Origin of the sequence: Kordiimonas lipolytica (assembly GCF_042651265.1) — a bacterium.
GTDB classification, from domain to species: domain Bacteria; phylum Pseudomonadota; class Alphaproteobacteria; order Sphingomonadales; family Kordiimonadaceae; genus Kordiimonas; species Kordiimonas lipolytica.
Genome location: NZ_JBHSCR010000003.1, coordinates 566,660 through 589,873 on the forward strand (window position 1 = coordinate 566,660; position 23,214 = coordinate 589,873).

The 23,214-nt window shown below is 57.3% G+C and carries 23 protein-coding genes and 1 other RNA gene; 18 read left to right on the forward strand and 6 right to left on the reverse strand.

The window, feature by feature from the left end:
- Positions 1–58 precede the first annotated feature (58 nt).
- From ACFO5Q_RS06815 to ACFO5Q_RS06825, 3 genes are all read left to right on the forward strand, one after another.
- On the forward strand, positions 59–751 hold the full coding sequence (locus ACFO5Q_RS06815) for a gamma-glutamyl-gamma-aminobutyrate hydrolase family protein (RefSeq protein ID WP_068153335.1): 693 nt from the start codon (positions 59–61) through the stop codon (positions 749–751).
- Between the two features lie 67 nt (positions 752–818).
- Positions 819–1,133 carry an ArsR/SmtB family transcription factor gene (locus ACFO5Q_RS06820; protein WP_068153337.1) on the forward strand — a complete coding sequence of 105 codons (315 nt, stop codon included), beginning with the start codon at positions 819–821 and terminating at the stop codon, positions 1,131–1,133.
- A gap of 1 nt (position 1,134) precedes the next feature.
- Positions 1,135–2,502 (forward strand): pyridoxal phosphate-dependent decarboxylase family protein, encoded by a 1,368-nt coding sequence (locus tag ACFO5Q_RS06825; protein ID WP_068153339.1) that lies wholly within the window; start codon positions 1,135–1,137, stop codon positions 2,500–2,502.
- Here the strand turns inward: ACFO5Q_RS06825 and ACFO5Q_RS06830 are convergent.
- Genes ACFO5Q_RS06830 through ACFO5Q_RS06840 form a run of 3 tightly spaced genes read right to left on the reverse strand, consistent with a single transcriptional unit; the run spans position 2,499 to position 5,208 of the window.
- The gene (locus tag ACFO5Q_RS06830; protein ID WP_068153342.1) at positions 2,499–2,963 is read right to left on the reverse strand and encodes a GNAT family N-acetyltransferase; all 465 of its coding nucleotides are present in this window, start codon (positions 2,961–2,963) and stop codon (positions 2,499–2,501) included. The two genes, ACFO5Q_RS06825 and ACFO5Q_RS06830, sit on opposite strands and share 4 nt — an antisense overlap.
- A 52-nt stretch (positions 2,964–3,015) precedes the next feature.
- On the reverse strand, positions 3,016–4,626 hold the full coding sequence (locus tag ACFO5Q_RS06835) for a fumarate hydratase (RefSeq protein ID WP_068153344.1): 1,611 nt from the start codon (positions 4,624–4,626) through the stop codon (positions 3,016–3,018).
- A 57-nt stretch (positions 4,627–4,683) separates the two neighbouring features.
- Positions 4,684–5,208, reverse strand: coding sequence for an SspB family protein (locus tag ACFO5Q_RS06840; protein WP_082720119.1), 525 nt, complete (start codon positions 5,206–5,208; stop codon positions 4,684–4,686).
- Positions 5,209–5,641: 433 nt separating this feature from the next.
- Between ACFO5Q_RS06840 and ACFO5Q_RS06845 the strand changes: the two genes are divergently transcribed.
- The 3 genes from ACFO5Q_RS06845 to ACFO5Q_RS06855 all read left to right on the forward strand — a co-directional run bounded on the left by ACFO5Q_RS06845 (position 5,642) and on the right by ACFO5Q_RS06855 (position 7,462).
- A complete protein-coding gene (locus ACFO5Q_RS06845) occupies positions 5,642–6,376 on the forward strand; it encodes a helix-turn-helix transcriptional regulator (protein ID WP_197421359.1) in 735 nt (244 codons plus the stop codon).
- Positions 6,377–6,488: 112 nt separating this feature from the next.
- Positions 6,489–7,124 carry an acyl-homoserine-lactone synthase gene (locus ACFO5Q_RS06850; RefSeq protein WP_068153355.1) on the forward strand — a complete coding sequence of 212 codons (636 nt, stop codon included), beginning with the start codon at positions 6,489–6,491 and terminating at the stop codon, positions 7,122–7,124.
- Complete coding sequence (locus tag ACFO5Q_RS06855; protein ID WP_068153357.1) at positions 7,121–7,462, forward strand: hypothetical protein; 342 nt, start codon at positions 7,121–7,123, stop codon at positions 7,460–7,462. Before ACFO5Q_RS06850 ends, ACFO5Q_RS06855 begins: the two co-directional genes overlap by 4 nt.
- Positions 7,463–7,672: 210 nt before the next feature.
- On the opposite strand, the gene ssrA is transcribed toward ACFO5Q_RS06855, so the two are convergent.
- Positions 7,673–8,059, reverse strand: a transfer-messenger RNA (tmRNA) gene (gene ssrA / locus ACFO5Q_RS06860).
- A gap of 101 nt (positions 8,060–8,160) precedes the next feature.
- Here ssrA and ACFO5Q_RS06865 point away from each other — a divergent pair.
- The 4 genes from ACFO5Q_RS06865 to folA all read left to right on the forward strand — a co-directional run bounded on the left by ACFO5Q_RS06865 (position 8,161) and on the right by folA (position 12,131).
- Positions 8,161–8,751, forward strand: a complete 591-nt coding sequence (locus ACFO5Q_RS06865; protein ID WP_068153359.1) for a hypothetical protein — start codon at positions 8,161–8,163, stop codon at positions 8,749–8,751.
- 147 nt (positions 8,752–8,898) lie between these two features.
- Positions 8,899–9,693, forward strand: coding sequence for a thymidylate synthase (locus ACFO5Q_RS06870; RefSeq protein ID WP_068153362.1), 795 nt, complete (start codon positions 8,899–8,901; stop codon positions 9,691–9,693).
- Positions 9,694–9,717: 24 nt separating this feature from the next.
- Positions 9,718–11,613 carry an ATP-binding protein gene (locus ACFO5Q_RS06875; RefSeq protein ID WP_068153363.1) on the forward strand — a complete coding sequence of 632 codons (1,896 nt, stop codon included), beginning with the start codon at positions 9,718–9,720 and terminating at the stop codon, positions 11,611–11,613.
- A gap of 32 nt (positions 11,614–11,645) precedes the next feature.
- The gene (gene folA, locus ACFO5Q_RS06880; protein ID WP_068153366.1) at positions 11,646–12,131 is read left to right on the forward strand and encodes a type 3 dihydrofolate reductase; all 486 of its coding nucleotides are present in this window, start codon (positions 11,646–11,648) and stop codon (positions 12,129–12,131) included.
- Here the strand turns inward: folA and ACFO5Q_RS06885 are convergent.
- A complete protein-coding gene (locus ACFO5Q_RS06885; protein ID WP_068153368.1) occupies positions 12,128–13,201 on the reverse strand; it encodes an Mrp/NBP35 family ATP-binding protein in 1,074 nt (357 codons plus the stop codon). The genes folA and ACFO5Q_RS06885 overlap by 4 nt on opposite strands.
- Before the next feature lie 157 nt (positions 13,202–13,358).
- On the opposite strand from ACFO5Q_RS06885, the gene hflK reads away from it, so the two are divergent.
- Genes hflK through ACFO5Q_RS06905 form a run of 4 tightly spaced genes read left to right on the forward strand, consistent with a single transcriptional unit; the run spans position 13,359 to position 17,101 of the window.
- On the forward strand, positions 13,359–14,435 hold the full coding sequence (gene hflK / locus ACFO5Q_RS06890; RefSeq protein WP_068153370.1) for an FtsH protease activity modulator HflK: 1,077 nt from the start codon (positions 13,359–13,361) through the stop codon (positions 14,433–14,435).
- Positions 14,436–14,438: 3 nt separating this feature from the next.
- On the forward strand, positions 14,439–15,299 hold the full coding sequence (hflC, locus tag ACFO5Q_RS06895; protein ID WP_068153372.1) for a protease modulator HflC: 861 nt from the start codon (positions 14,439–14,441) through the stop codon (positions 15,297–15,299).
- Between the two features lie 20 nt (positions 15,300–15,319).
- Positions 15,320–15,523: a DUF2065 domain-containing protein gene (locus ACFO5Q_RS06900; RefSeq protein WP_068153374.1), complete on the forward strand. Its 204-nt coding sequence runs from the start codon at positions 15,320–15,322 to the stop codon at positions 15,521–15,523.
- A gap of 48 nt (positions 15,524–15,571) precedes the next feature.
- Positions 15,572–17,101: a Do family serine endopeptidase gene (locus ACFO5Q_RS06905; RefSeq protein ID WP_197421362.1), complete on the forward strand. Its 1,530-nt coding sequence runs from the start codon at positions 15,572–15,574 to the stop codon at positions 17,099–17,101.
- A gap of 151 nt (positions 17,102–17,252) precedes the next feature.
- Here the strand turns inward: ACFO5Q_RS06905 and serB are convergent, their stop codons facing one another.
- On the reverse strand, positions 17,253–18,143 hold the full coding sequence (serB, locus tag ACFO5Q_RS06910) for a phosphoserine phosphatase SerB (protein ID WP_068153377.1): 891 nt from the start codon (positions 18,141–18,143) through the stop codon (positions 17,253–17,255).
- A 38-nt stretch (positions 18,144–18,181) separates the two neighbouring features.
- Here serB and miaA point away from each other — a divergent pair, with 38 nt between their 5' ends.
- The 4 genes from miaA (at position 18,182) to ilvC (ending at position 22,935) form a co-directional block, all read left to right on the forward strand.
- Positions 18,182–19,126, forward strand: coding sequence for a tRNA (adenosine(37)-N6)-dimethylallyltransferase MiaA (miaA, locus tag ACFO5Q_RS06915; RefSeq protein ID WP_068153380.1), 945 nt, complete (start codon positions 18,182–18,184; stop codon positions 19,124–19,126).
- 252 nt (positions 19,127–19,378) lie between these two features.
- A complete protein-coding gene (locus tag ACFO5Q_RS06920) occupies positions 19,379–21,193 on the forward strand; it encodes an acetolactate synthase 3 large subunit (RefSeq protein WP_082720122.1) in 1,815 nt (604 codons plus the stop codon).
- Between the two features lie 54 nt (positions 21,194–21,247).
- Positions 21,248–21,760 (forward strand): acetolactate synthase small subunit, encoded by a 513-nt coding sequence (ilvN, locus tag ACFO5Q_RS06925; RefSeq protein ID WP_082720132.1) that lies wholly within the window; start codon positions 21,248–21,250, stop codon positions 21,758–21,760.
- Between the two features lie 155 nt (positions 21,761–21,915).
- Positions 21,916–22,935: a ketol-acid reductoisomerase gene (gene ilvC, locus ACFO5Q_RS06930; RefSeq protein WP_068153386.1), complete on the forward strand. Its 1,020-nt coding sequence runs from the start codon at positions 21,916–21,918 to the stop codon at positions 22,933–22,935.
- Positions 22,936–23,214 lie beyond the last annotated feature (279 nt).

Here is a 23,214-nt window from a genome sequence, read left to right on the forward strand (position 1 = left end):
GTGCGTTTTGTCGTTGGCTGGTTTCTGTGTATCCTAACGGGAATGAACAGGAGATGCCATGACTAAGCCGAAAAAGCCTGTGATCGGTGTCACTTGCTCTAATCGCGGTAGTTGGTCCAGTTGGATTTTCAATCGTTTCGCTATCTGGCGCGCGGGCGGCGTTGCCGTTAAAAGCCAGCCGCGGAGCCCGGCAGACGTGGACGAGTTGGATGGATTGGTGATCGGCGGCGGCGACGATATTGGCGCCACGCTATATGGTGGTGAGGTATCGCTGACCATCCGACCTGACCCGGAACGCGATGAACTTGAGCGGACAATGCTTGATAAGGCGCTGAAGCGCGGTTTGCCGGTTCTGGGCATCTGCCGGGGCTATCAACTGATCAATGTGCGGTTCGGCGGCACGCTGATCCAGGATATCAGAAGCGCCTATGAGGGCGCGCCGAAGGGGCGGATACTCCTGCCGCTCAGGTCTGTCAAAATGGTGGCCGGCAGCCGCCTTGCAGCCATTTTCGGGCGCGAGACCATCAAGGTGAACAGCCTTCACAGGCAGGCGGTAGACCAGATGGGGCAGGGGCTTGAGGCGGTGGCCCATGACAGGAACGGCATGGTCATGGCGCTCGAGCATTCGGAAAAGCCATTTCTTCTGGGGGTGCAGTGGCACCCAGAGTTGCTGCCATTTTCAAGGCGGCAGATAAAGCTGTTTCGTCTGCTTTGTCAGTTTGCTGCCAAGCGGAAAGCGGGCAATCGTTAGCAGAGATTTTCGATTGTTAAAAAAAAGCTGGCTTGTCTGGCTTATATCTATATAGCATATTAGCTATATGGCTAATTCATTCGATACAGAGAAAACACTAAAGGCGCTGGCGAACGACAAGCGGCTCCTGGTGATGGAACTTCTCAAGGACCCGTTGGCCAACTTCCCGCCACAAGTGGATGGCGATCTGGTTACCGACGGCGTCTGTTCCAACTGGCTCAAGGACAAGATGGGCGTTGCCCAACCCACGGCGACACGGCACCTGCAGGTGCTGGTGGATGCCGGGCTTATCATCCCCACGCGCAAGAAGGGGTGGGTGTTCTACCGCCGCGATGAAGCCTTCATCAGCGCGTTCAAGAAAAAAATCAGCGAGGAAATGTAACATGTCAGATGAATTTACAAGGCCGCTACAGGCGGCGCAGGCCTTTGCGATTGACTATCTGGAGCAGGTGGCCGATCAGCCGGTGTTTCCCACCGAAGATGCGCTTAGGAACCTTGAAGCGTTTGACGAGCCCCTTCCGCCGCACGGCTCTGCAGACCAGGAAATCCTGAGCATGCTGCACGGCAACGGAAGCCCTGCAACGGTGGCCACCATGGGTAGCCGCTATTTTGGCTTTGTCGTTGGTGGAGCACTGCCGGTTACTGTGGCGGCCAACTGGATTGCGACCGCCTGGGACCAAAGCCCATCTTCCCACATGAATTCCCCCATCGGTGTAAAACTGGAGGAGGTGGCGGGCCGGTGGCTCAGGGAGATCCTTGGCTTGCCGGATCACACGGGCATCGGCATGACGACGGGGGCGACCATGGCAAACTTCACGGGACTTGCGGCGGCAAGGCATGCGCTGCTTGAACGCGCGGGCTGGAACGTGGAAGAGCAGGGCCTTTATGGCGCACCTGAGATCAAGGTAGTGGTGTCAGAAGAGGTGCATGTGACGGTGGAAAAAGCGCTGTCGATGCTGGGCTTTGGCAAGGCGCGCGTCACCCGCGTGCCGACAGATGCCAACGGCGCAATGCTGGCGGACGCGCTGCCTGACCTGGATGCGCTTACGCTTGTATGCACGCAGGCGGGCAACGTGAATTCGGGCGCCATCGACCCCATCGGGGCCATCTGCGGCAAGGCCTTGGGGGCGGGCGCATGGGTGCATGTAGACGGCGCTTTTGGCCTGTGGGGCAAGCTTCTGGCCCGCCGGGCCGATGATTTTATCGGCATTGAGAAGGCGGATAGCCTGGCCACCGATGCCCACAAATGGCTGAACACGCCCTATGACTGCGGCATCGTGCTGACACGGCACCCGCATGACCTGCATATGGCGATGGCCACGGTCGCCCCATACTTCAAGGCGGAAGAAAGCATGGCGCCCAAGGATATGGTGCCGGAATTTTCGCGCCGGGCGCGCGGGGTTGAGGTCTGGGCTGCGCTCAGGAGCCTAGGACCTGCCGGCCTCAAGAGCATGATCGCGCGCTGCTGCGACCATGCGCAGCTGTTCGCAAAAGGGCTGGAGGCCATCGGTTTTGAGGTGCTGAATGATGTGGTACTCAATCAGGTGGTGGCCACGATCGGCACGCCTGAGGAGTTGGCGGACATCCGGGCACTGGTGGAAGCGTCTGGCGAATGCTGGTTTGGCCCTACCGTTTGGAAAGGTCGCTCAGCTATCCGGATCAGCGTCTCGTCGTGGCGCACGACGGAAGAAGATGTGGAGCGCTCACTTTCCGCCATCGCTGCGGCCAAGAATGCGATTATGGGGGACTAGCCGGGGATGTTTTCCGGCGTCCACCAGCAGACGCCTTTGATCCACACCTTGGCGCCAATGCGCTCATAGAGCCTGATGGCGCCTTCATTGTCTTCGTCGACCATCCAGCGGACGGGCACATTTTCCGCCTTGCCCAGGGCACCGACCGCCTTCAGCAATTTTGTACCGATGCCGCGCCCGCGCGCGGCCTCCACCACATAAAGGTCGTCGAGCTCCACCAGATGTGTGCCGTTCCAAATGTGAAGGCGCCGGAAGCCTGTGGCAACGCCAACAAGGTCCCCATCCAATTTGGCAATGAAGGCGAAAATCTCGGGGCTGTCGCCAGTGGCCTTCTCAATAAAAGCTTTCTTGGTGATCTTCAGATACTCAAGGCTGCCTTCATGCTCTGCCAGCGCGTGGACCAAGCCAAAAGCGCCCCCGAGGTCTTCTGGTGTTGTTGCCTGATTGATTTCGACTGCCATCTTTGTGCCCCCCAGAAAAAGATCGGGCGACCGTTTGGCCGCCCGATATGTCTTAAATATCCTTGAAGAAGTCGTTGCCCTTGTCGTCGACCACAATGAAGGCCGGGAAGTCTTCAACTTCGATCTTCCACACGGCTTCCATGCCCAGGTCTTCGAAATCGAGCACCTCAACCTTACGGATATTGTCTTTGGCGAGCGCCGCCGCCGGGCCGCCGATGGACCCGAGATAGAAGCCGCCGTTCTCATGACACGCCTTGGTAACGTCCTTGGACCGGTTGCCCTTGGCGAGGCTGATCATGCTGCCGCCCAGCTTCTGGAACGGGCCGACATAGCTGTCCATCCGGCCGGCGGTGGTTGGGCCAAACGAGCCAGAGGCATAGCCTTCCGGCGTTTTGGCAGGGCCCGCGTAATAGATGATGTGGTCTTTGAAGTAGGCAGGCATTTCTGCGCCGTCCTCGATCATTTTCTGGACGCGGGCGTGCGCCAGGTCGCGCGCCACAACAATCGTGCCGGTGAGGCTGAGGCGGGTTTTGATCGGATACTGCGTCAGTTCCGCCAGAATATCCGCCATCGGGCGGTTGAGGTCGATTTTCACCACTTCGTCTGACAGATGTTCGTCCGTTACCTCAGGCTGGTATTTGGCCGGGTCGGTTTCAAGCTGCTCAAGGAAAATGCCGTCCTTGGTGATCTTGCCTTTGGCCTGGCGGTCAGCCGAGCAGGATACGCCGATGCCCACAGGCAGGCTGGCGCCGTGGCGCGGCAGGCGGATGACCCGCACGTCATGACAGAAATATTTGCCGCCGAACTGCGCGCCAATGCCCAGGTTCTGGGTCATCTTGTGGATCTGTTTTTCCATTTCCACGTCGCGGAAAGCGCGGCCGCTTTCGTCACCTGTGGTTGGCAGGTTGTCATAGTAGCGCGCGCTGGCTTTCTTCACCGTCGCCAGGTTCTGTTCTGCCGACAGGCCGCCGATCACGATGGCAAGGTGGTAAGGCGGGCAGGCCGCCGTGCCAAGGGTTTTGATCTTTTCCTCCAGGAAGGCCAGCATTTTGTCTTCGCGAAGGCTTGCCGGCGTCTGCTGATACAGGAACGTCTTATTCGCACTTCCGCCACCCTTGGCCATAAAGAGGAACTTATATTCATTGCCTTCAGTCGCGTAGATATCGATCTGCGCCGGGGTGTTGTTCTTGGTGTTGACCTCTTTGTACATGGAAAGAGGCGCCATCTGGCTGTAGCGCAGGTTGGTCTCCGTGTAGGTGCGCATCACGCCTTTCGTCAGCGGTGCGCCGTCGTCGCCCGACGTCCAGACATGCTGGCCCTTGGTGCCTACGATGATGGCTGTGCCGGTGTCCTGGCAGGACGGTAACACACGCCCTGCGGCGATATTGGCATTCTTCAAGAGTTCCTTGGCGACGAAACGGTCGTTCTCGGACGCTTCGGGATCCTTCAGGATATCCGCCAGTTGCTGCAGGTGACCGGGGCGCAAGAGATGCGCGATATCGGCCATGGCTTCCTTAGCCAGAAGTTCGAGGCCTTCGTCCTCGACCTTCAAGATCGTACGGCCGTCCACCTCGATGGAGGAAACATAATCGGATGTGATTTTCCGGTAGGGGGTGTCGTCGCCGCCCTGTTGGAACAGCTTCGTGAATGTCCAGTCGCTCATGGCTTTTTACCTTCTCCGACCCGTGGAGAGCCGGAGCTTCAATTGGGGGTTAGGGGGTTATTTTTTTCTGAAGGCGTCCAGGGTGACGACATTGTCGCCGCCGGTTTCATCCGCAACTTCAGCGCCCACAGCGCTTGCCGCCTTATCGTCGTCCTGATTGTCGGCGTCTTCATGGGGGGCGCCGTCAAATTCCGCTTCCAGGTCCTGCTCGTCCAGGTCCTCTTCGCTTTCGTCATGGAACTGAAGGGCAAACTGTACGCTTGGGTCCACAAACCCGACGACGGCAGAAAAAGGAATTTTAAGCATTTCAGGGGTCTGGTTGAACGAGAGGCCGACTTCAAAATAGTCTTCCTCAACCTTCAGGCCCCAGAATTTGTGCTGCAGCACAATGGTCATTTCCTCAGGGAAACGGCTTTTCAGGTGGCCGGGGATATCAACGCCCTCCGCCTGTGTCTTGAATGCAATGTAGAAATGATGGTCGCCTTGCAGGCCATCTTCGGCTGTTTCACGAAGGATGGTCCGAACCACACCGCGAAGCGCGTCCTGTACCTTGGCGTCGTAATCGATAAAAGTTTCTGACATGCTGGAACTCAAGCTCTTTCCCTGACAACAAAGATGCACCCTTATAAAGCTTCCCTTTCAAAGGGTGAAGGGGGAAATCGATTGTTTTTTCACCTATTTCGCAGGACTGGCCGCTTACTGCGCCAAAGTGGTTTTGCAACCTAAGCAGATTATTTGGTTGTGCGGCCCCTCCGGCGAGCGTGATGGCACCAGGCCTTGTTCGCTCTTCGCCTCAGCGCCTTTTCGCCTCGCGTTCTGCCTGTTTGAGGGGAGCAGAAAACAACCTGACGGTTAAAGCTATTTTAACTACAAGGGCGACAAATTGACGACAGCGTCACCAATATGTCTTATTGTTTGGCGCTTACCAGTAGAATTTGAAGCACGAACAGGGGGCCTTGGGCACACAATCGCGAATATGATTGGGGTGCGCCAAACAAGGCCCAGCCAGGACGAAATGAACTTACAGTATTTCCAGATGGCGCTTGATTTTATCGAGTCTTCCAAAAAGTTTCAGACTTTGGATGAACTCGGTGTTGCCTTCCATAACACGACAAAATCCCTTGGGTTTGACCATTACGCCTGTGTTTCTTGTGTTGAATTCGGGGCCCTGCCGGACGGCGCTGTGTTCCTGGCGGACTATCCGGAAGACTGGACCAAATATTATCTGGAAAACGAGTATGACCGGACGGACCGTATTCTGCAGGTTTCGCTGAAGGAACATATGCCCTTCAACTGGGACAATAATATTATCCACAAGGGTATGACGCCCGAGCAGTCCGAGATGATGTGTGAAGCGGAAGATGCGGGCCTTCTTTACGGTGTGACAGTGCCGATCCACATTGTGGGGGCCTTTCCGGGTGCTGTGAATGTGGTGGGCGAACACCGGGATGTCGACCCGGCAGCCGAACATGCCGTGCATCTGATGAGTGTGTACCTGCATGATGCGGCGTTAAGGATATCAAAAGAGGGCAAGACACCCTTGAAGCCTGTGGCAAAATTGACTCCGCGCGAAAAGGAATGTCTGCAGTGGGTGGCGGCCGGCAAAACCGACTGGGAGATCTCTTCTATCCTGTCCATCGCCGAACGAACGGTGCATACCCATGTCGAAAGCGCCAAGACGAAGCTGGGCGTGAACACCAGGGTGCAGGCCGTTGTTAAGGCCTTTCTGACCAACCTGATACACCACTAGGGATTGCATTTAACAATCTTTTGCGAAAACCTAGTCCATTCGGCTGATTTTTCAGGTGCAAATAATAAGCGATCATCGCCTCACTACCCACTATGCATGAAGGAGGTGAGTGATGATCCATGTTGTGAGTTCTGTAAACAGGGCCGACTATAGCGGCTATCTACATCAGCTTTGGCAGCAGCGTTATGATGTCTTTGTAGAGAAGATGGGATGGAGCCTGGATTGCTCAAAAGGTATGGAGCGTGACCAGTTCGACCGTCCTGATACCGTTTATCTTCTGTGCATAGATGCGAAAGGCAACCTCAAGGGGGCCATGCGCCTGTTGCCTACGGTGAAGCCACATCTGATGAGCGAGGCCTTCCCACAGTTGTGCGCTGATGGGGTGCCCCGATCAAAAACCACCTGGGAAGTATCGCGCTTCTACAGCCTGACAGGTCGTCACATGATGCTGGAACGCGACCGCACGGTTAGCGAGCTGGTATGCGGCCTGTTTGAATATGGCATCAAGGCAGGGATAGACAGTGTGACCTGCGTTGCCAGCATGGTGCTGTTCCCCACAATCCTGAAGGCTGGCTGGAATGTCACGCCGCTTGGGTTGCCGTCTGTTTCGGATGGTGAGGTAATTCTGGCGTTCAAGATTGATCTGAACGCAGCAGATTATGAAAAAGTGTGCGAAACACGCGGTATTGAGGGCAGTGTTATCAACCAAGCACCCGTCCATGAACGTGAGCTGGAGATGGCAGTATGACGCTTTACGACAATCCTCCGTTTCGTGATCGCAGCTCCCCTCTGGACGACAGCATCGGGCGTCTTCTGTTTATGTTCGGCCAACTGGAAGAGTGGCAGGTGGAAAGCATCGTCAATCGTGTCCATCGTGCGTTGCCTGTGCCTGTGGAACGCCCCAAGGAAGATGCGCCCGAGGCCAAGGCCATGGGCAGAGGCGATGTTGCCCAGCGCGGCGTTGTGCAGCTTCTCTATCTGATTGCCGCGCAGACCTATGCCGATATTCTTTTCGCGCTGACCTACGCAGAAACCCTGGCGATGATGAAGGGCGCAAATTACGAGACAGAGGGATCGGCCCACTAGGCCGGCCCAAACGAGCTCTCTTGACCTCATCCAGCAATCAGGACCGCTGGATGGGGGCATTCAACCGCCGGTGCGTGTGTGGTGACGCGCCCGGCGGTTATACTTTTCCGGGGAAGGCGCAACAGATCGGCAGGTCAAAAGGCAGTGCCGACGCACAAGGCTGAAGGGATATATTCAGCTGATACCGGCAGATTGATGCTGTTAGGGGTAAGTGGGCCGTTCTGTTGCTAGGTGGCCCAACCCCCACCTGATGGAGTCAACCATCAGGAATTTATATAAATGTAGTAGCTATGACCGCTTACGCAGCAACAGCATACTCGACGTTGTTGTCGTTAGCATTTATTTTAGGTGGCCCATCACGGCGGTGCCATCCCGGGCGAAGAGCAACATCTTTCGATACACGTCGATCCTGGTTCGCCCCCATCAGCAACGGTCTGGTGACCAAATGGCCTTGCTTTCCAGGCAAGCAGGCCGTTCCTGGTGGAGGCGCCGGGTACTGCCCCCGGGTCCGCAATAGCTACTCAATGCACCGTTTATCGCCATAGTCGCCGAAGCGACACCCTTGATATAAGCAATTGCGACATGGATTTAAAGTCCAATAAACGGTTGTTTTTATTAAATAGTACAGATTCGGGATTTTCTCGAAGCTGTGGCATAATAGGGGTCTTACGGGTCAACCCATCAGAGGAGAATGATCCATGCCTGACCAACAGCATTGGGAATGGACGGCCGAAACCGGCCCCCGCGGCAATCTGCGCGAAGCGGTTGCCCTGTTCAGTACAGAAGATGATTTGCAAGCCGCAGTGGATGACCTTGAATGCCACGGGTTCTCGAACGCTGCGGTTTCAAGACCGAAGCCGATCAAGGATATCGAGGCAGCGGTTCACCATCCGGTAAATTCCATACAGGAACTGGAAGATGACGCCAGTGTCCCGCGTGAGGCCTATATCGACAAGGACAGCCGCTCAAGCGGCATGATGGTGATGATTGTGGTGCCTGTTTATGTCCTGTTGCTTGCAGGCGCCGGCATTGCAGCCGGCCACGGGCTTGCGACATGGGAAGCCGTCGTGCTTACTGTGGGCCTTGGGCTTATCGGCATGCTGGGTGGCGGTTATTACGCCATGCGTTATGCGCGCCGTGCCAGTGAGCGGGTCCGGGAGGAGCAGGCCCGGGGTGGGCTCCTTTTGTGGGTGCGTACAGGCAGCCGGGCACAGGAAGACCGCGCGCTTGAGATCCTCAGGCGGCATGCGGGCAGGGATGTGCATCTGCACGGCCCCGCTATCCATTAGCCTTAAGCCACCAACAGCAAGGATCGAGAGGGCGCCGTTCAGGCGCCCTTTTCCGCAGATAATCATCTTGAAATCCGGTGCGCCTATTGCCTACCGGCACGTCACGCCCTATAGCTTTCTATCAAGATCAATTGGGTGGTAGGACGTATGCAGCAATATCTCGATCTTCTGGCGCGCATCCGGCGTGAAGGAACCTTCAAGGGCGACCGAACAGGAACAGGAACCTATAGTGTTTTCGGGCACCAGATGCGGTTCAACCTGGCTGACGGCTTCCCGATGGTGACAACCAAGAAGCTGCACCTCAGGTCTATCATCCACGAACTGCTGTGGTTCATCGCTGGGGATACAAATATCAAGTATCTGAAAGATAACGGTGTTTCCATCTGGGACGAATGGGCGGACGAACATGGCGACCTGGGGCCGGTTTATGGTCACCAGTGGCGCAGCTGGCCCGCGCCGGACGGCACCACGATCGACCAGATCACAAACCTGGTTGACCAGATCAAGAATAACCCGAACAGCCGACGGCTGATCGTGTCCGCCTGGAACGTGGCAGATGTGGACCATATGGCACTGCCGCCATGTCACTGCCTGTTCCAGTTCTATGTGGCGGATGGCAAGCTTTCCTGCCAGCTGTATCAGCGCAGCGCGGACGTGTTTCTGGGCGTGCCGTTCAATATTGCATCCTATGCACTCCTGACCCACATGATGGCCCAAGTGTGTGATCTGGAAGTTGGTGATTTTGTTCACACCTTTGGTGATGCGCATCTTTACAGCAATCATATCGAGCAGGCCGACCTGCAGCTCAGCCGGGAGCCGTTGCCGCTGCCAACACTGTCGCTGAATCCGGACGTGAAAGACCTGTTCGCTTTCACCTTCGATGATATCCGGATTGATGGCTACGAAGCCCATTCCCATATCAAAGCCCCTGTGGCGGTATAGGCCTGGGCAGGTCAAGGAGGGGGTGTGGCTCGCGAAAATGACATAGATATCCGGCAGTGGGTTCTGCTGCTGTTTGTGGTGCTTCTGGGTGCCGGGCTGACATGGTCCGCGACCAGCGAAAGCATCCGTTCCGCGCGGGCTGAGGCGCAGTCCAGCTTCAATGCTGCTGCGGATCTTTATGTCGACCGCGTGAAGGGCGCACTGACCCATGGGCTGGACGCCGCAAGCGATCTCTATAGCTATTACGCCGCTAAGGAAGATATCGACCACGCTACTTTCCAGCGCCTGATAAGCTCCTACAGCAGTCTCAATGAACACCGTAAAATGGTTGGGGTTGCCATCGCCGCCACGCGAGACACCATGGGGGAACTCGAGGCTTACGCACAGGGGCGCTATCCGGGCGACTTCTCCTTGCGGGCTGCACAAGACCTAGTTGGGGCAAGCGAAAGCGGTGTGCCCGGTAGTCGGGACCAGCGCGCATTTTACCTGCTCTACGTCTGGGCGCCTTCGGAAGAGCGCAGCCAGCGCTGGCGCGGTGCGGACATCGGTGCCTATATGCCGCTGAACGCCTTCCTGGAAGAGACACTGGCAAAAGGCGAGCCCGCAGCCATTCCCATGCCGCCACTTGAGACCGCAGACAGGTCGTGCGTGCTCCTGGCTACGCCGTTTGTCAGCCAGGCAGGCGCGGAGGGCGTTATTCTGCAGATTTTGGAGATGCCGAACCTCTTGAACACCGTTGCCTCAAGCCAGCGCTTTTCCAGTCTGAACGCACGGTTCACCAGTAGCTGGCAGGGTGGCGCAATGGTGCAGGAAATGATGATCATCGACGGCACCTTCAGCTATGAGGCGTTTCCGCCGCCGGCCGCAAGGCCATGGATCGCATCCTACACGGTGGAAATCGGCAGCCAGAGCTGGACCATTGAGCCATGGGCCCCCTATGAGGCCTATGCCGTCGACTATGGAGCAACGGTGATCACGGCCAGCGTCTGTCTTGTGCTGACGGGCCTTGTGGTCTTTATCGTCTGGTCCCAGACCCAGCGGGCCAAACGGGTTGTCGAGATCGTCAATCGCCGGACGCGGGCGCTCAAGGAAGCGCATGACGAGCTTGAGGACCACTACCGCATGCTGCAGAACCTCAACAAGGATGTGGAGGAAGCCAGAAAATCGGCGGAGACAGCCAACCGGGCGAAGTCTGAATTTCTGGCCACCATGAGCCATGAGCTTCGCACGCCGCTGAACGCCATTCTGGGCTTTTCACAGATTCTGCAGGAGCAGGCGCTCGGGCCCTTGGGTGACAAGCGCTATGCAGACTATGCCCGCGATATCAACGCCAGCGGCAGCCACTTGCTTGCGATCATCAATGACATCCTTGACCTGGCGAAGCTGGAGGCTGGCAAGATCCAGATTGAACAGAAACGGCTGTCAACTCACCTACTGGTAGACCGGGTGATTGCGCTTCTGGCGCAGCAGGCGTCCAACAAGGGAATCGAGCTGAAGGCCGAATTTGCCGGCAATATGCCCGATCATATTCTGGGGGACGAGCTCAGGTTGCGGCAAATCCTGATCAATTTGGGGTCAAATGCCATCAAGTTCACAAACCAGGGTACAGTGGTGTTCCGCTTGCATCCGCGCGCTTTTGCCACCGGCCAGGCCGGTTGGGTTCTGGAAGTTGAAGACACGGGCATCGGCATTCCGGAAGACAAGCAGGCAACGCTGTTTGACCGCTTTACCCAGGTAGATGCGGCTCTGTCGCGCAGGCACGGCGGCGTTGGCCTTGGCCTTGCCATCTGTCGCGAGCTGGTGGACCATATGGAAGGCACCATTAGCGTGCGCAGTATCCAGAATGTGGGTACCACAATCCGGGTTCACCTGCCGCTGATGGAGGCAGACCCGGAAACTGATGACGATGGCATGATCTGATGCCAACGATAGATGCGGGTTAGGAGTAGAGAATGACGCTTTCTGTGATTGTGGCCATGGCGGAGGACCGGGCGATCGGCCGCGATAACGACATGCCGTGGCATTTGCCCGCAGACCTGAAGTATTTCAAGGCGACCACCATGGGTAAACCCATTGTCATGGGGCGCAAAACTTATGAAAGCATCGGTCGGCCGTTGCCTGGCCGCCGCAATATTGTGGTCACCCGCAATGCTGCTTGGTCTGCCGACGGGGTAGAGGTTGTGCCGTCCCTGCAGGCTGCCAAGGAAGCGGTGGCAGACGCGGGCGAGGCCATGATCATCGGTGGTGCGCAAATCTATGGCCAGTGCCTGGATGTGGCGGACCGGCTTTATATCACTGAAATTGACATCACCGTCCCTGATGCCGATGCCTGGTTCCCGGCCTTCAACAAGGATGACTGGCGGGAAGTCAGCCGGGAAGAACACCCGGCTGAGGACGGCAAGCCAGCCTACGCCTTCGTGGTGTATGAACGCGCCTAGGCGCTGACACCAAGTTTTTCAGAAACCTGCGCTGCGATAGCCCGGTATGCTTTGCTGACCGGGCTGTCCGGCTCTGCCGCGACGATCGGATCGCCGCCATCGGCATGCTCGCGCACGCTCATATGAAGCGGTATGCCACCCAGGAAGTCACAGCCCAGTTCTTTCGCCGTATCTGCCGCGCCGCCGTGGCCGAAAATGTGCGATTCCTCGCCGCAGTGTGGGCAGTGGAAGGTGCTCATGTTTTCAATGACGCCCATGATGGGCACATCCACCTTGCGGAACATGGCAAGCCCCTTGCGCGCGTCAATCAGCGCCAGGTCCTGCGGCGTGGACACGATCACGGCACCCGTCAGCGGTGCCTGCTGAACCATGGTCAGCTGCACGTCGCCGGTGCCCGGCGGCATGTCCACGACCAAAACATCAAGGGGGCCCCAGGCCACATCCTTGAGAAGCTGCTGTGTTGCGCCCATCACACGCGGGCCACGCCATACCACCGGCTGGTCCACGTCGATCAGGAAGCCGACAGACATAACCTTCAGGCCGTGTGCCACAATAGGCTGGATAATCTTGTTTTTGATCTCCGGCTTGTCATCAACGCCAAGAAGCATTGGCAGGCTGGGGCCGAAAATATCCGCGTCCAGAACGCCCACCTTCAAGCCCTGGTCGCGAAGCGCGATGGCAAGGTTGATCGATGTGGTGGATTTTCCCACGCCGCCCTTGCCGCTGGCAACGGCAACAATGTGTTTCACGCCAGGGATTTCCGTTGGGGTAGGGGGCGCCTTGCCGCCAACGGGCTGGCCTTTCGGTGCGGTCTGTGCCGGCCGTGCTGCTGTCATGATCACGTTGGCCTCTTCAACGCCGTCAACTGCCCGCGCGGCGTCTTCAATCGCGCTTCTGAGCGATTCCGCGCCCGCCTGGTCGCGGCCTGAGAGCTCGAGGATAATACCAACCTTGCCGCCGTCCACGACGATGGCGCTCACCAGTCCCGCTTCCATAACGGACTTGTCCGCCCCCGGGGCTTTGATTTCCTGGAGAGCCGTCTCAACGGATTTTTTCAGCGTATCTGACATAAAAAACCTGTGTTTCCGGTAAAAAGCATCACATTTTGGCCGAGTATCATTGCAGCCGCTTGGCACGTACCATATATAGGCAGACAAGACACGGTCTTTCTACTGTTGAAAGGGCCGCAGTTTCGGTTGGTGCATTCGCACCGAAGGGGAGAAAAATATGCCTTGGCAAAATAACGGTGATGGTGACCGCCCAAATCCTTGGGGCAACGGTCCACGCCGCGGCGGCGGTGGCGGCGAGCCACCAAATTTTGATGAATATATTCGTAAAGGTCAGGACCAGCTCAGGAAAGCCATGCCTGGCGGCAAAGGCGGCCCGCTGCTGATCGTGGCGGCCCTGATTCTGCTTTATCTTTACTGGGGTTTTTACCAGGTGAAGACAAACGAACAGGCCGTTGTCCTGCGCTTTGGTGAATGGGTTGCTTCATCTTCGCCCGGACCACACTTTCACTTTCCGCCTTTCGAGCAAGTCGAAATTCGTGGTGTCACGGATGAAAACCAGGTGTCTATCGGCAGCCGTGTAACGGAAAGCCGCCGGTCAGGCCGCCAGAGCTTCGCCCGTCCGGATGAAAGCCTGATGCTGACCCAGGACGAAAACATTGTGGACGTGCGCTTCAATGTGGTGTGGCGGATCAATGACCTGGGCAACTATCTTTTCAAGCTGCAGGACCCAGACGGCACGATCAAATCCGTGGCGGAAAGCGCCATGCGTGAAATGATTGGCCAGAACAGGATTACGCCGATTATCACCACAGCCCGTGGCCAGATCGAACAAAGCGTCAAGGAATTGATCCAGACCACGCTTGATGAGTATCAGGCTGGTGTGGACGTGCTTCGGGTGCAGATCATCGAGTCTGAAGCGCCAGAAGAAGTCAAAGACGCCTTCCTTGACGTACAGCGCGCGGAAGCAGACCAGCAGCGTTTCCAAAACGAAGCGACCAAATATCGCAACGAGGTGATCCCGCAGGCGCAGGGCCAGGCCGAGCAGATGACGCAGCAGGCCGAAGCATACCGGGCGCAGGTTGTTGCCCGCGCGCAGGGTGAGGCTGCCCGCTTTATGTCGGTCTATAACGAATACATTCTGGCCAAAGACGTGACCAAGAAACGCATCTATCTTGAAACCATGGAGCAGATTCTGGCTGGCATGGACAAGATTGTCGTTGATGGCAAGGCTGGCTCTGGCGTCGTGCCTTATCTGCCGCTTGAGCAGTTGAACAAGAAAAGCGGGGGAGAATAAGCCATGAGTGTTAAATCAATTGTAGCTATCGTTGTTTCCCTCATTATTCTGGTTGCCGGTGTAAGCAGCGTTTATGTGGTAGACGAGCGCGAGCAGGCGATCGTAGTAAAATTCGGTGAGCCAAAGCGCACCGTTACCACACCGGGCCTCCATTTTAAGATCCCGGTCATGGAACAGGTGATCTTCCTTGAGAAGCGTATCCTCAGCCTGGATGTGCCGCCACAGGAAGTGCTGGCATCCGACCAGCGCCGTATCCTGGTGGACAGCTTTGCTCGCTACCGCATCGCCGATCCGCTCAAGCGCTATCAGGCGGCGCGGACCGAAGTGGGTGCAGCGCGCCTTCTTGAAGATGCGATGGAATCAACCGTTCGTCAGGTTCTGGCGAAGGAGCCGATGAACGAAATCGTATCTGGCCAGCGCGCAGAACTGATGAAAAAGATCAGCGACCTGACCAACCAGCGGGCGCTGACATTTGGCCTTGAAGTGGTTGATGTGCGGCTGAAGCGCGTGGACCTGCCACGGGAGAACAGCGAAGCGATTTTCCGCCGCATGGAAACCGAACGCCAGCGTGAAGCTGCCGAAAAGCGGGCCTCTGGCCAGCGTGACGCGGTGAAAATTCGCGCGGCGGCAGACCGGCAGGTTGCCGAAATCCTTGCGGAAGCAGAGCGTCAGTCGCAGACGATCCGCGGTGAGGCTGATGGCCAGGCCGTGAAGATTTTTGCGGACGCATACGGCAGGGACGAAGATTTCTTCGAATTCTACCGTACCATGCAGGCTTACAGAAAATCCCTGGGCAAGGACGATACCCGCCTTGTCCTGTCCCCGGACAGCGAGTTCTTCAAGCTGTTCATGGACAATAAATAGTCCGGCCCCTGGCACACGCCATGGACTGGAAACTGCTACTCGTTGGGCTGGGCCTCGCTTTCTTCATTGAAGGCGCGGCCTATGCCTTGATGCCGGAGGGCTTCAAAAAGCTGCTTGTCGCAGCATCAAAACAGCCCACCGCAAAGCTTCGGGTCACGGGCTTGACCCTCGCGGCAATCGGTGTTGCGATAGTCTGGCTGGTTCAGACTTTTTTGGAAGTCTGAGGGTAAGGCCAACGCGAGTGACGAATAATAATTGAAGGAGTAAGTGCCTTGAGCACCACCTTAGTAAAAGCAATTAACACGCGGACGACAGCCGATATGCCAGGCAAAGCGCTGAAAGTTTTGCTGGCATCCATCTTGATTTTGGCAGCAGCCATGACCTCCATGGGGCCAGTTGCTGCACGCGGTGCGCCAGACAGTTTCGCTGACCTGGTTGAGAAGCTCTCGCCCGCCGTTGTTAATATTTCCACTGTACAGACCATCCGCCGCCGTGGCGGCCGCAACGTGCCGGACCTGCCGGAAGGCGTGCCGTTCGGTGACCTGTGGGACCAATTCCGGGACCGCATGGAAGAGGACCAGGAACCACGCGAAGCGCGGTCCCTGGGGTCTGGCTTTATCATTGATGCCAAAGGTATCGTGATCACCAACAACCACGTGGTTGAGGACGCCGATGAAATCACCGTCACCACAGCTGACGGCGATGATTTCCCTGCAAAAGTCCTGGGTCGTGATGCCCTTTCCGATATTGCTGTTCTCAAGATCGAACACGAAAACGGTGACAAGTTCCCGTTTGTAAAGTGGGGTGACAGCGATGACGAACGCATCGGTGACTGGGTGATCGCGATCGGTAACCCGTTCGGTCAGGCCGGTACGGTAACCGCCGGTATTATTTCCGCGCGTAACCGTTCGATCAACAACTCGAACGATGTTGAGTTCCTGCAGACGGATGCATCGATTAACCGCGGCAACTCCGGTGGCCCGCTCTTCAACATGAACGGTGAGGTAATCGGCGTGAATACGGCGATCTTCTCACCGACCGGCGGCAACGTTGGTATCGGTTTCGCGATCCCGTCCAATGACGCGTCCCGCGTGACCGCTGAGCTGCAAGAGCACGGCAAGGTGCGCCGCGGCTGGCTGGGTGTTGGCATTCAGCCAATGACCGAAGAATTCGCGGAATCGCTGGGCATCAAGCAGGAAGAGGGCGCTATCGTGACCCGCGTCGAGCCAAACAGCCCCGCAGATGCAGCTGGTGTTCGCGAAGGCGACATCATCATCAAATGGGACGGCAAGACGGTTGAAGACAGCAACCGCCTGAGCATTCTGGTGAAGCGCACGGAAATCGGCAAACCTGTGAAGGTTGAAGTGATCCGTCAGGGCGAAAAGGAAACCCTTGAGGTAACCACGGGTGAACTGCCTGCCTCCATGATCCCGGGTGGCAATGAAGGCGATCAGGACAGCGACCGTCCAGAGCGCAGCGAGCGTGAGCTTGTTGAAGGCATGGAACTGGCACCGCTGAATGAGACCCTGCGTCGCCGCTATGAGATCGCTGACGATGTGGAAGGCGTGGCTGTGCTGCGCGTGGCACGCCGGGCACCGGCTGCACGCCAGGGCATTCGTCCGGGCACTGTGATCCTGCGGGTAAACCAGCAGTCGGTCACCAACCCGGCCGAGATTGTCGACATCATCGAAGAAGCGCGTGAAGACGGGCGTGAGCGGGTATTGTTCCTGGTGAACTACCGCGGCACCACGGCCCACGTATCGCTGAAACTGATGCGCGACCAGGGCGACGACGAAGAATAGTCAGCGACATATCGCTGAAACGCGAAAGGGCCGGTTCTGCCGGCCCTTTTTTTCGATTGTCATTCGCCGGCTTGACCGGCGAATCCACAAAATATCTACAGCGTAAATGGACTCGCCGATCAAGTCGGCGAGTGACGACTGATTAGAAGTCTTAACCCGAAACGAAATCGGCGTCGGTGTAGCCCTGGAAATAAAGAAGCGCCGTCAGGTCGCCGTAAGTTACTGCGGCTGCGGCTGCTTCGCGCGTCCGGGGTTTGGCGTGATAGGCTATCCCAAGGCCTGCGGCCTCGATCATGGGGATGTCGTTGGCACCGTCTCCCACCGCCAGAATCTCATCCGGCTTCAGGCCGTGCTTCGCTGCCTGTTCATTCAGGGTTTCCAGCTTGGTGGCCGCGCCGCAGATGGGCTCCTCCACAAGGCCTGTAAGCGCGTTGCCTTCAATGCCCAGGACATTGGCGCGGTTCATGTCAAACCCGATGGCTGCCGCCACCTTTTCAGTGAAATAGGTAAAGCCGCCCGAAACCAGCACAGCATAGGCGCCGTTTGCCTTCATGGTCTGCACCAGCGTGCGCGCGCCTGCCATCAGCTCGATCCGTTCGTCATAGCACTGCTTGAGCGCATCGGTGGACAGGCCCGCCAGAAGCGCTACCCGTTCCTTCAGCGCAGCTTCGAAATCCAGTTCGCCACGCATGGCTGCTTCGGTAATCGCCGCTACCTTGCCCTTGACGCCGATGAAGTCCGCCAGCTCGTCGATGCATTCAACTGTGATCATGGTCGAATCCATATCCGCGAGAATCATTTTCTTCTTGCGGCCCTCGGCCGGCTGCAGGCACCAGTCCAGCCCGTCAATATCATTGAGCGCGCCTTCGATCTGATCCCGGATTTTCAGGCTGCCTTCAAAGATAAGGTCCACGGCCTTGCCGTCGCTCAGGGTGCGGCGCTCGGGCGTGCCCGTTGCCTTGATGGCCTCAACGCCGTCCTCAATCTTTTCGAGGCTCAGGGAACAGTCAGGGTTGACGACAAGGGTTAAAGCGATATCCATGAAGGAACGTCCTTATTTTTACTGGCTTCGAGGTTGCCTTGAAACGAGCCCTTTTTATTGCAGGTCCAACCGCAAGCGGCAAGTCGGCTTTATCGCTCCGTCTCGCAGAAGATCTTAACGGTGTCATCATTAATTCTGACAGCATGCAGGTTTACCGCGATCTGCGCGTGATCACCGCGCGCCCGAGCGAGGAAGAAGAGGCGAGGGCGCCACACCGCTTGTATGGCTATCTGGACGCTACTGAAGTGTCCTCCGCCGCAAGCTGGGCAGATGATGCGATGCGTGAGATCGAAGCGGCGTGGTCTCAGGAACAGACGCCCATCGTGATTGGCGGTACGGGCCTTTATTTCAAGGCGCTGCTGACCGGCATGGCTGAAATACCTGACATCCCTGATGATATCCGTGCCGAGGTGCGCTCCCGGTGTGACAAGGAGGGCAGTGAGGCGCTGCATAAGGAACTGGCGGAAGTTGATCCCGTGACAGCAGAGCGCCTGTTCCCGGGCGACAGCCAGCGCATCTGCCGTGCGCTTGAGGTCTATCACGCCACAGGCAAGCCTATCAGCGCATGGCAGGCGGATACCAAACCCGGGCCGATGCAGGCCGTGGATGATGCGGGCTTGCTCACCAAAATCGTGCTCGATCCACCCCGCGACGTTCTGTATGACCGCTGCAACCGGCGCTTTGATCTGATGCTGGAAAGCGGCGCGTGGGAAGAGCTGGATGCCCTGATGGCGAGGGGGCTCGACCCAAGCCTGCCGCTGATGCGGGCTTTGGGGGTTCCCAGCCTCATTGCTTACCGCCGTGGTGAGCTGTCGCTGGAGGAAGCAGTAGAGGACGCCAAGATGCAAACCAGACGCTTTGCCAAACGCCAGCTGACATGGTTCAGGAACCAGTTTGGCCATTGGGATCGCTTTCCTGCGCAATTTTCGGAAAGTGATTACCGGGATTTTTTGAACAAAAAGATCACAAAAGCGGTTGACTGAGTAATTTTCGTACAATAAAACGACCTTATCGGCACCACGCCAGCCCAGGTGCCGATATCCGGGAGCCTTTTGCCCAAGATGGCTCCTACTGTGACGAGACCCACCCCGGGGGCGCTCCTAGAGCGCCCCCAATTTATCAGAAGGGCAACTTGTTGGCCCGCGTTTGCAAGGTGGATTTCCGTTACGGAACTATGGACAGGGCAGCCTGTGAGGGCAGGCGAGGTTGGATAAATTGTAGACGGAAACAGAACGATGGCACCGACAAAGACAAAACAAGCACCGGCAGCAGCCGGGACACCGAGCGATGAGGCAGCCGCCGCAGAAATGAGTGGCGCACAGATGATCCTTAGGGCGCTGGTGGAGCTAGGCGTCGACACCATCTTTGGATATCCGGGTGGTGCTGTGCTGCCCATCTATGACGAGATTTTCAAGCAGGACAAGATCAAGCACATCCTGGTGCGGCACGAGCAGGCGGCGGTTCACGCGGCGGAAGGCTATGCGCGCACGACAGGCAAGCCGGGTGTTGTTCTGGTGACATCCGGGCCCGGTGCCACAAACGCCGTGACCGGCCTGACGGACGCGATGCTGGACAGTATCCCGATCATCTGTATCACCGGGCAGGTAGCCCGCCACCTGATTGGCAATGATGCCTTCCAGGAAGCGGACACGGTTGGTATCACGCGGCCCTGCACCAAGCATAACTATCTGGTGAAGGAAACAAGTCTTGTGCCAGATGTGATCTATGAAGCCTTCTATGTGGCGACAAACGGTCGCCCCGGCCCTGTTGTGATCGACATGCCGAAGGACGTGCAGATCGAAAAAGCACCTTATGAGCGCAGCGGCCACCGTGAACACCGCACCTACCGCCCGCAGGTTGACGGCGACGAGGCGGCGCTCCGTAAGGCGGCGCACGCGCTGGCCAGTGGCGCGCGGCCGATCATCTATTCCGGCGGCGGCATCATTAATGCGGGGCCAGAGGCATCGGAGCTGCTGACCGAATTCGCGAAAATGACCGGCATGCCGGTAACCAGCACCCTGATGGGGCTGGGTGCTTTCCCGGCCTCCGACCATCAGTTCCTTGGCATGCTGGGGATGCACGGCACGTGGGAAGCCAACCATGCGATGCATGACTGCGACGTGATGCTGGCCATCGGCGCGCGCTTTGATGACCGGGTAACCGGCCAGATTGACGGTTTCTCGCCGGGCTCTACCAAAATCCAGGTGGATATTGACCTCAGTTCCATCAACAAGAATGTTGCTGTGGATATTCCGGTGATCGCGGACGCGGCGAGCGCACTCCGCCGCCTGATCGCAATCTGGAAAGAGGAAAAGCTGGGCGAAAAGCAACCGCCGCTCGTTGCCTGGTGGGATCAGATCGAGCGTTGGCGCATGAAAAACTGCCTGGCTTACGCTGACAGTGACGAGATGATCATGCCGCAGAAGGCGCTCGAACGCCTGCAGCATCATATCGAAGGCAAGGAAGCCATCATCGCGACTGAGGTTGGCCAACACCAGATGTGGGCCGCCCAGTTCCTGAAGTTCGACAAGCCGAACCATTGGCTGACGTCGGGCGGCCTGGGCACCATGGGGTATGGCCTGCCAGCCACCATCGGGGCGCAGATCGCTTATCCCGACCGGCTGTGCATCGACGTGTCTGGCGACGCAAGCTTCCAGATGAACCTGCAGGAACTGGGGACAATTTCCCAGTATGAGCTGCCGGTGAAGATTTTCATCATGAACAATGAATATATGGGCATGGTGCGCCAGTGGCAGGATCTTTCCTATGACGGCCGCCGTTCGCACAGCTATTCCGATAGCCTGCCTGATTTCCAGAAGCTTGCGGAAGCATACGGCATCAAGGGCATGAGCGTGGAAGACCCAGCGAAGCTGGATGATGCGATCAAGGAAATGATCGAACACGATGGTCCAGTATTGCTGGATTGCCGCGTGGCCAAGATTGAAAACTGTTTCCCAATGGTGCCTGCGGGCGCTGCGCACAATGAGATGCTGCTGGCGGGTGACGTGATTGCGAAACCAAAAGACGACGAAGCACTGGCGGTCGTGTGATTTGGTGTCTAATCTGAAAGTGGAAGAGTAATCAGCAAGATGGACGGCGCACATATGAAAGAAACTGGCCCAATCGCAGTACATACCATCAGCGTTATCGTGGATAACGAGGCGGGCGTGCTGGCGCGCGTAATCGGCCTGTTTTCAGGCCGCGGCTACAATATTGAAAGCCTGACGGTGTCAACGGTGGACACCAGCCATGAGACATCCCGGATCACGATCGTGACATCCGGCACGCGCATGGTGATCGAACAGATCAAGGCCCAGCTGGACCGCCTGGTGCCGGTGCACAAGGTGGCGGACCTGACGATCGAGGGTGATTTCGTTAGCCGGGACCTGGCGCTTGTGAAAGTGGCAGGCGTTGGCGAAAAGCGGGTTGAGGCTCTTCGTCTGGCGGAAGCCTTCCGTGCGCAGGTGGTGGATGCCAGCCGCGACAGTTTTGTTTTTGAGCTTACGGGGGCCGCGAACAAGCTGGATGCGTTCGTTGACCTGATGAGTGAGCTTGGACTTGTGGAGGTTGCCCGCACGGGTGCCGTGGCGCTTGCGCGCGGTCAGCAGGGCCTGTGAGCAGCCGCATGTTCGTCACTCGCCGGCTTGACCGGCGAGTCCATAGCGGCAGAAAATATAGGTGAATCAATAGATTCGCCGATCAAGTCGGCGAATGACGACTTTTAGAATGAGATATGTTTTGACGGGCGCACGCCCACCAAAAGGATAGTGAGATGCGAGTTTATTTTGATAGTGATGCTGATGTTAATCTGGTGAAGGACAAGACGGTTGCGATCGTTGGTTACGGCAGCCAGGGCCATGCCCATGCAGGCAACCTGCGCGACAGCGGTGTATCCCGTGTGATCGTGGCGCTCAGGGAAGGCTCGTCCACGCGCAAGAAGGCAGAAGCCGCCGGCTTTGAATGCATGACGGCAACAGAGGCCGCCAAAGAGGCCGATATGGTGATGGTTCTGGCACCGGACGAGCATCAGGCCGCTATCTACCGTGACGAGCTGCATGCCAACATGAAACAGGGCGCGGCGCTGATGTTCGCCCACGGCCTCAATATCCACTTTGCCCTTATCGAGCCACGGGAAGACCTGGACGTGATCATGGTTGCGCCAAAAGGCCCAGGCCATACGGTTCGTAGCCAGTATGCTGCAGGCAAGGGCGTGCCGTGCCTGATTGCTGTGCATCAGGACGCATCGGGCAAAGCCCATGACCTCTGCCTTTCATACGCGTCCGCCATCGGTGGTGGCCGCTCGGGCATCATTGAAACCAATTTCCGCGAAGAGTGCGAAACCGATCTGTTCGGCGAGCAGGCCGTTCTGTGTGGCGGCGTGTCTGAGCTGATCAAGGCGGGCTTTGAGACGCTCACTGAAGCAGGCTATGCGCCTGAGATGGCATATTTCGAGTGCCTGCATGAAGTGAAACTGATCGTGGACCTGATCTATGAGGGTGGTATCGCCAACATGCGTTACTCCATCTCGAACACTGCCGAATACGGCGACTATAAAACCGGCCCACGCATCATCACCGCTGAGACGAAGGCCGAAATGAAGCGCGTTCTGGAAGACATCCAGCAAGGCCGCTTCGTGAAGGACTTTATGCTGGATAACGCCGCCGGTAACCCTGAGCTGAAGGCCCATCGTGGCCTCGCCCAGCGTCACCCGATCGAGGAAGTTGGCACCAAGCTCCGTGGCATGATGCCGTGGATGAAAGAGGGCCAGTTGGTCGACAAGGCGAAAAACTAAGACGTCGGACCAAAGTCCCTCGCCTTGCGGCTCGGTGTACTTTGATCCGGTTCCAAATTGCCAAATCCGTCTTTGAGGCGGCTCTGCAGACGGATTTGCAGGATTTCGGAATCTGAGGGACGAAATCCTGCCCAGACATATTGGTTAAACAGGCGCGGAAGCGCTTCAAGCCTGTTTAACGCCATAGTTTCCCTGAAGGAAAGTACACTGAGCGAAGCGAAGGACTTTACTTCAACTAGGATGAACTAATCCCCTTAGACTGCTCTCCAGTAGAGTTCA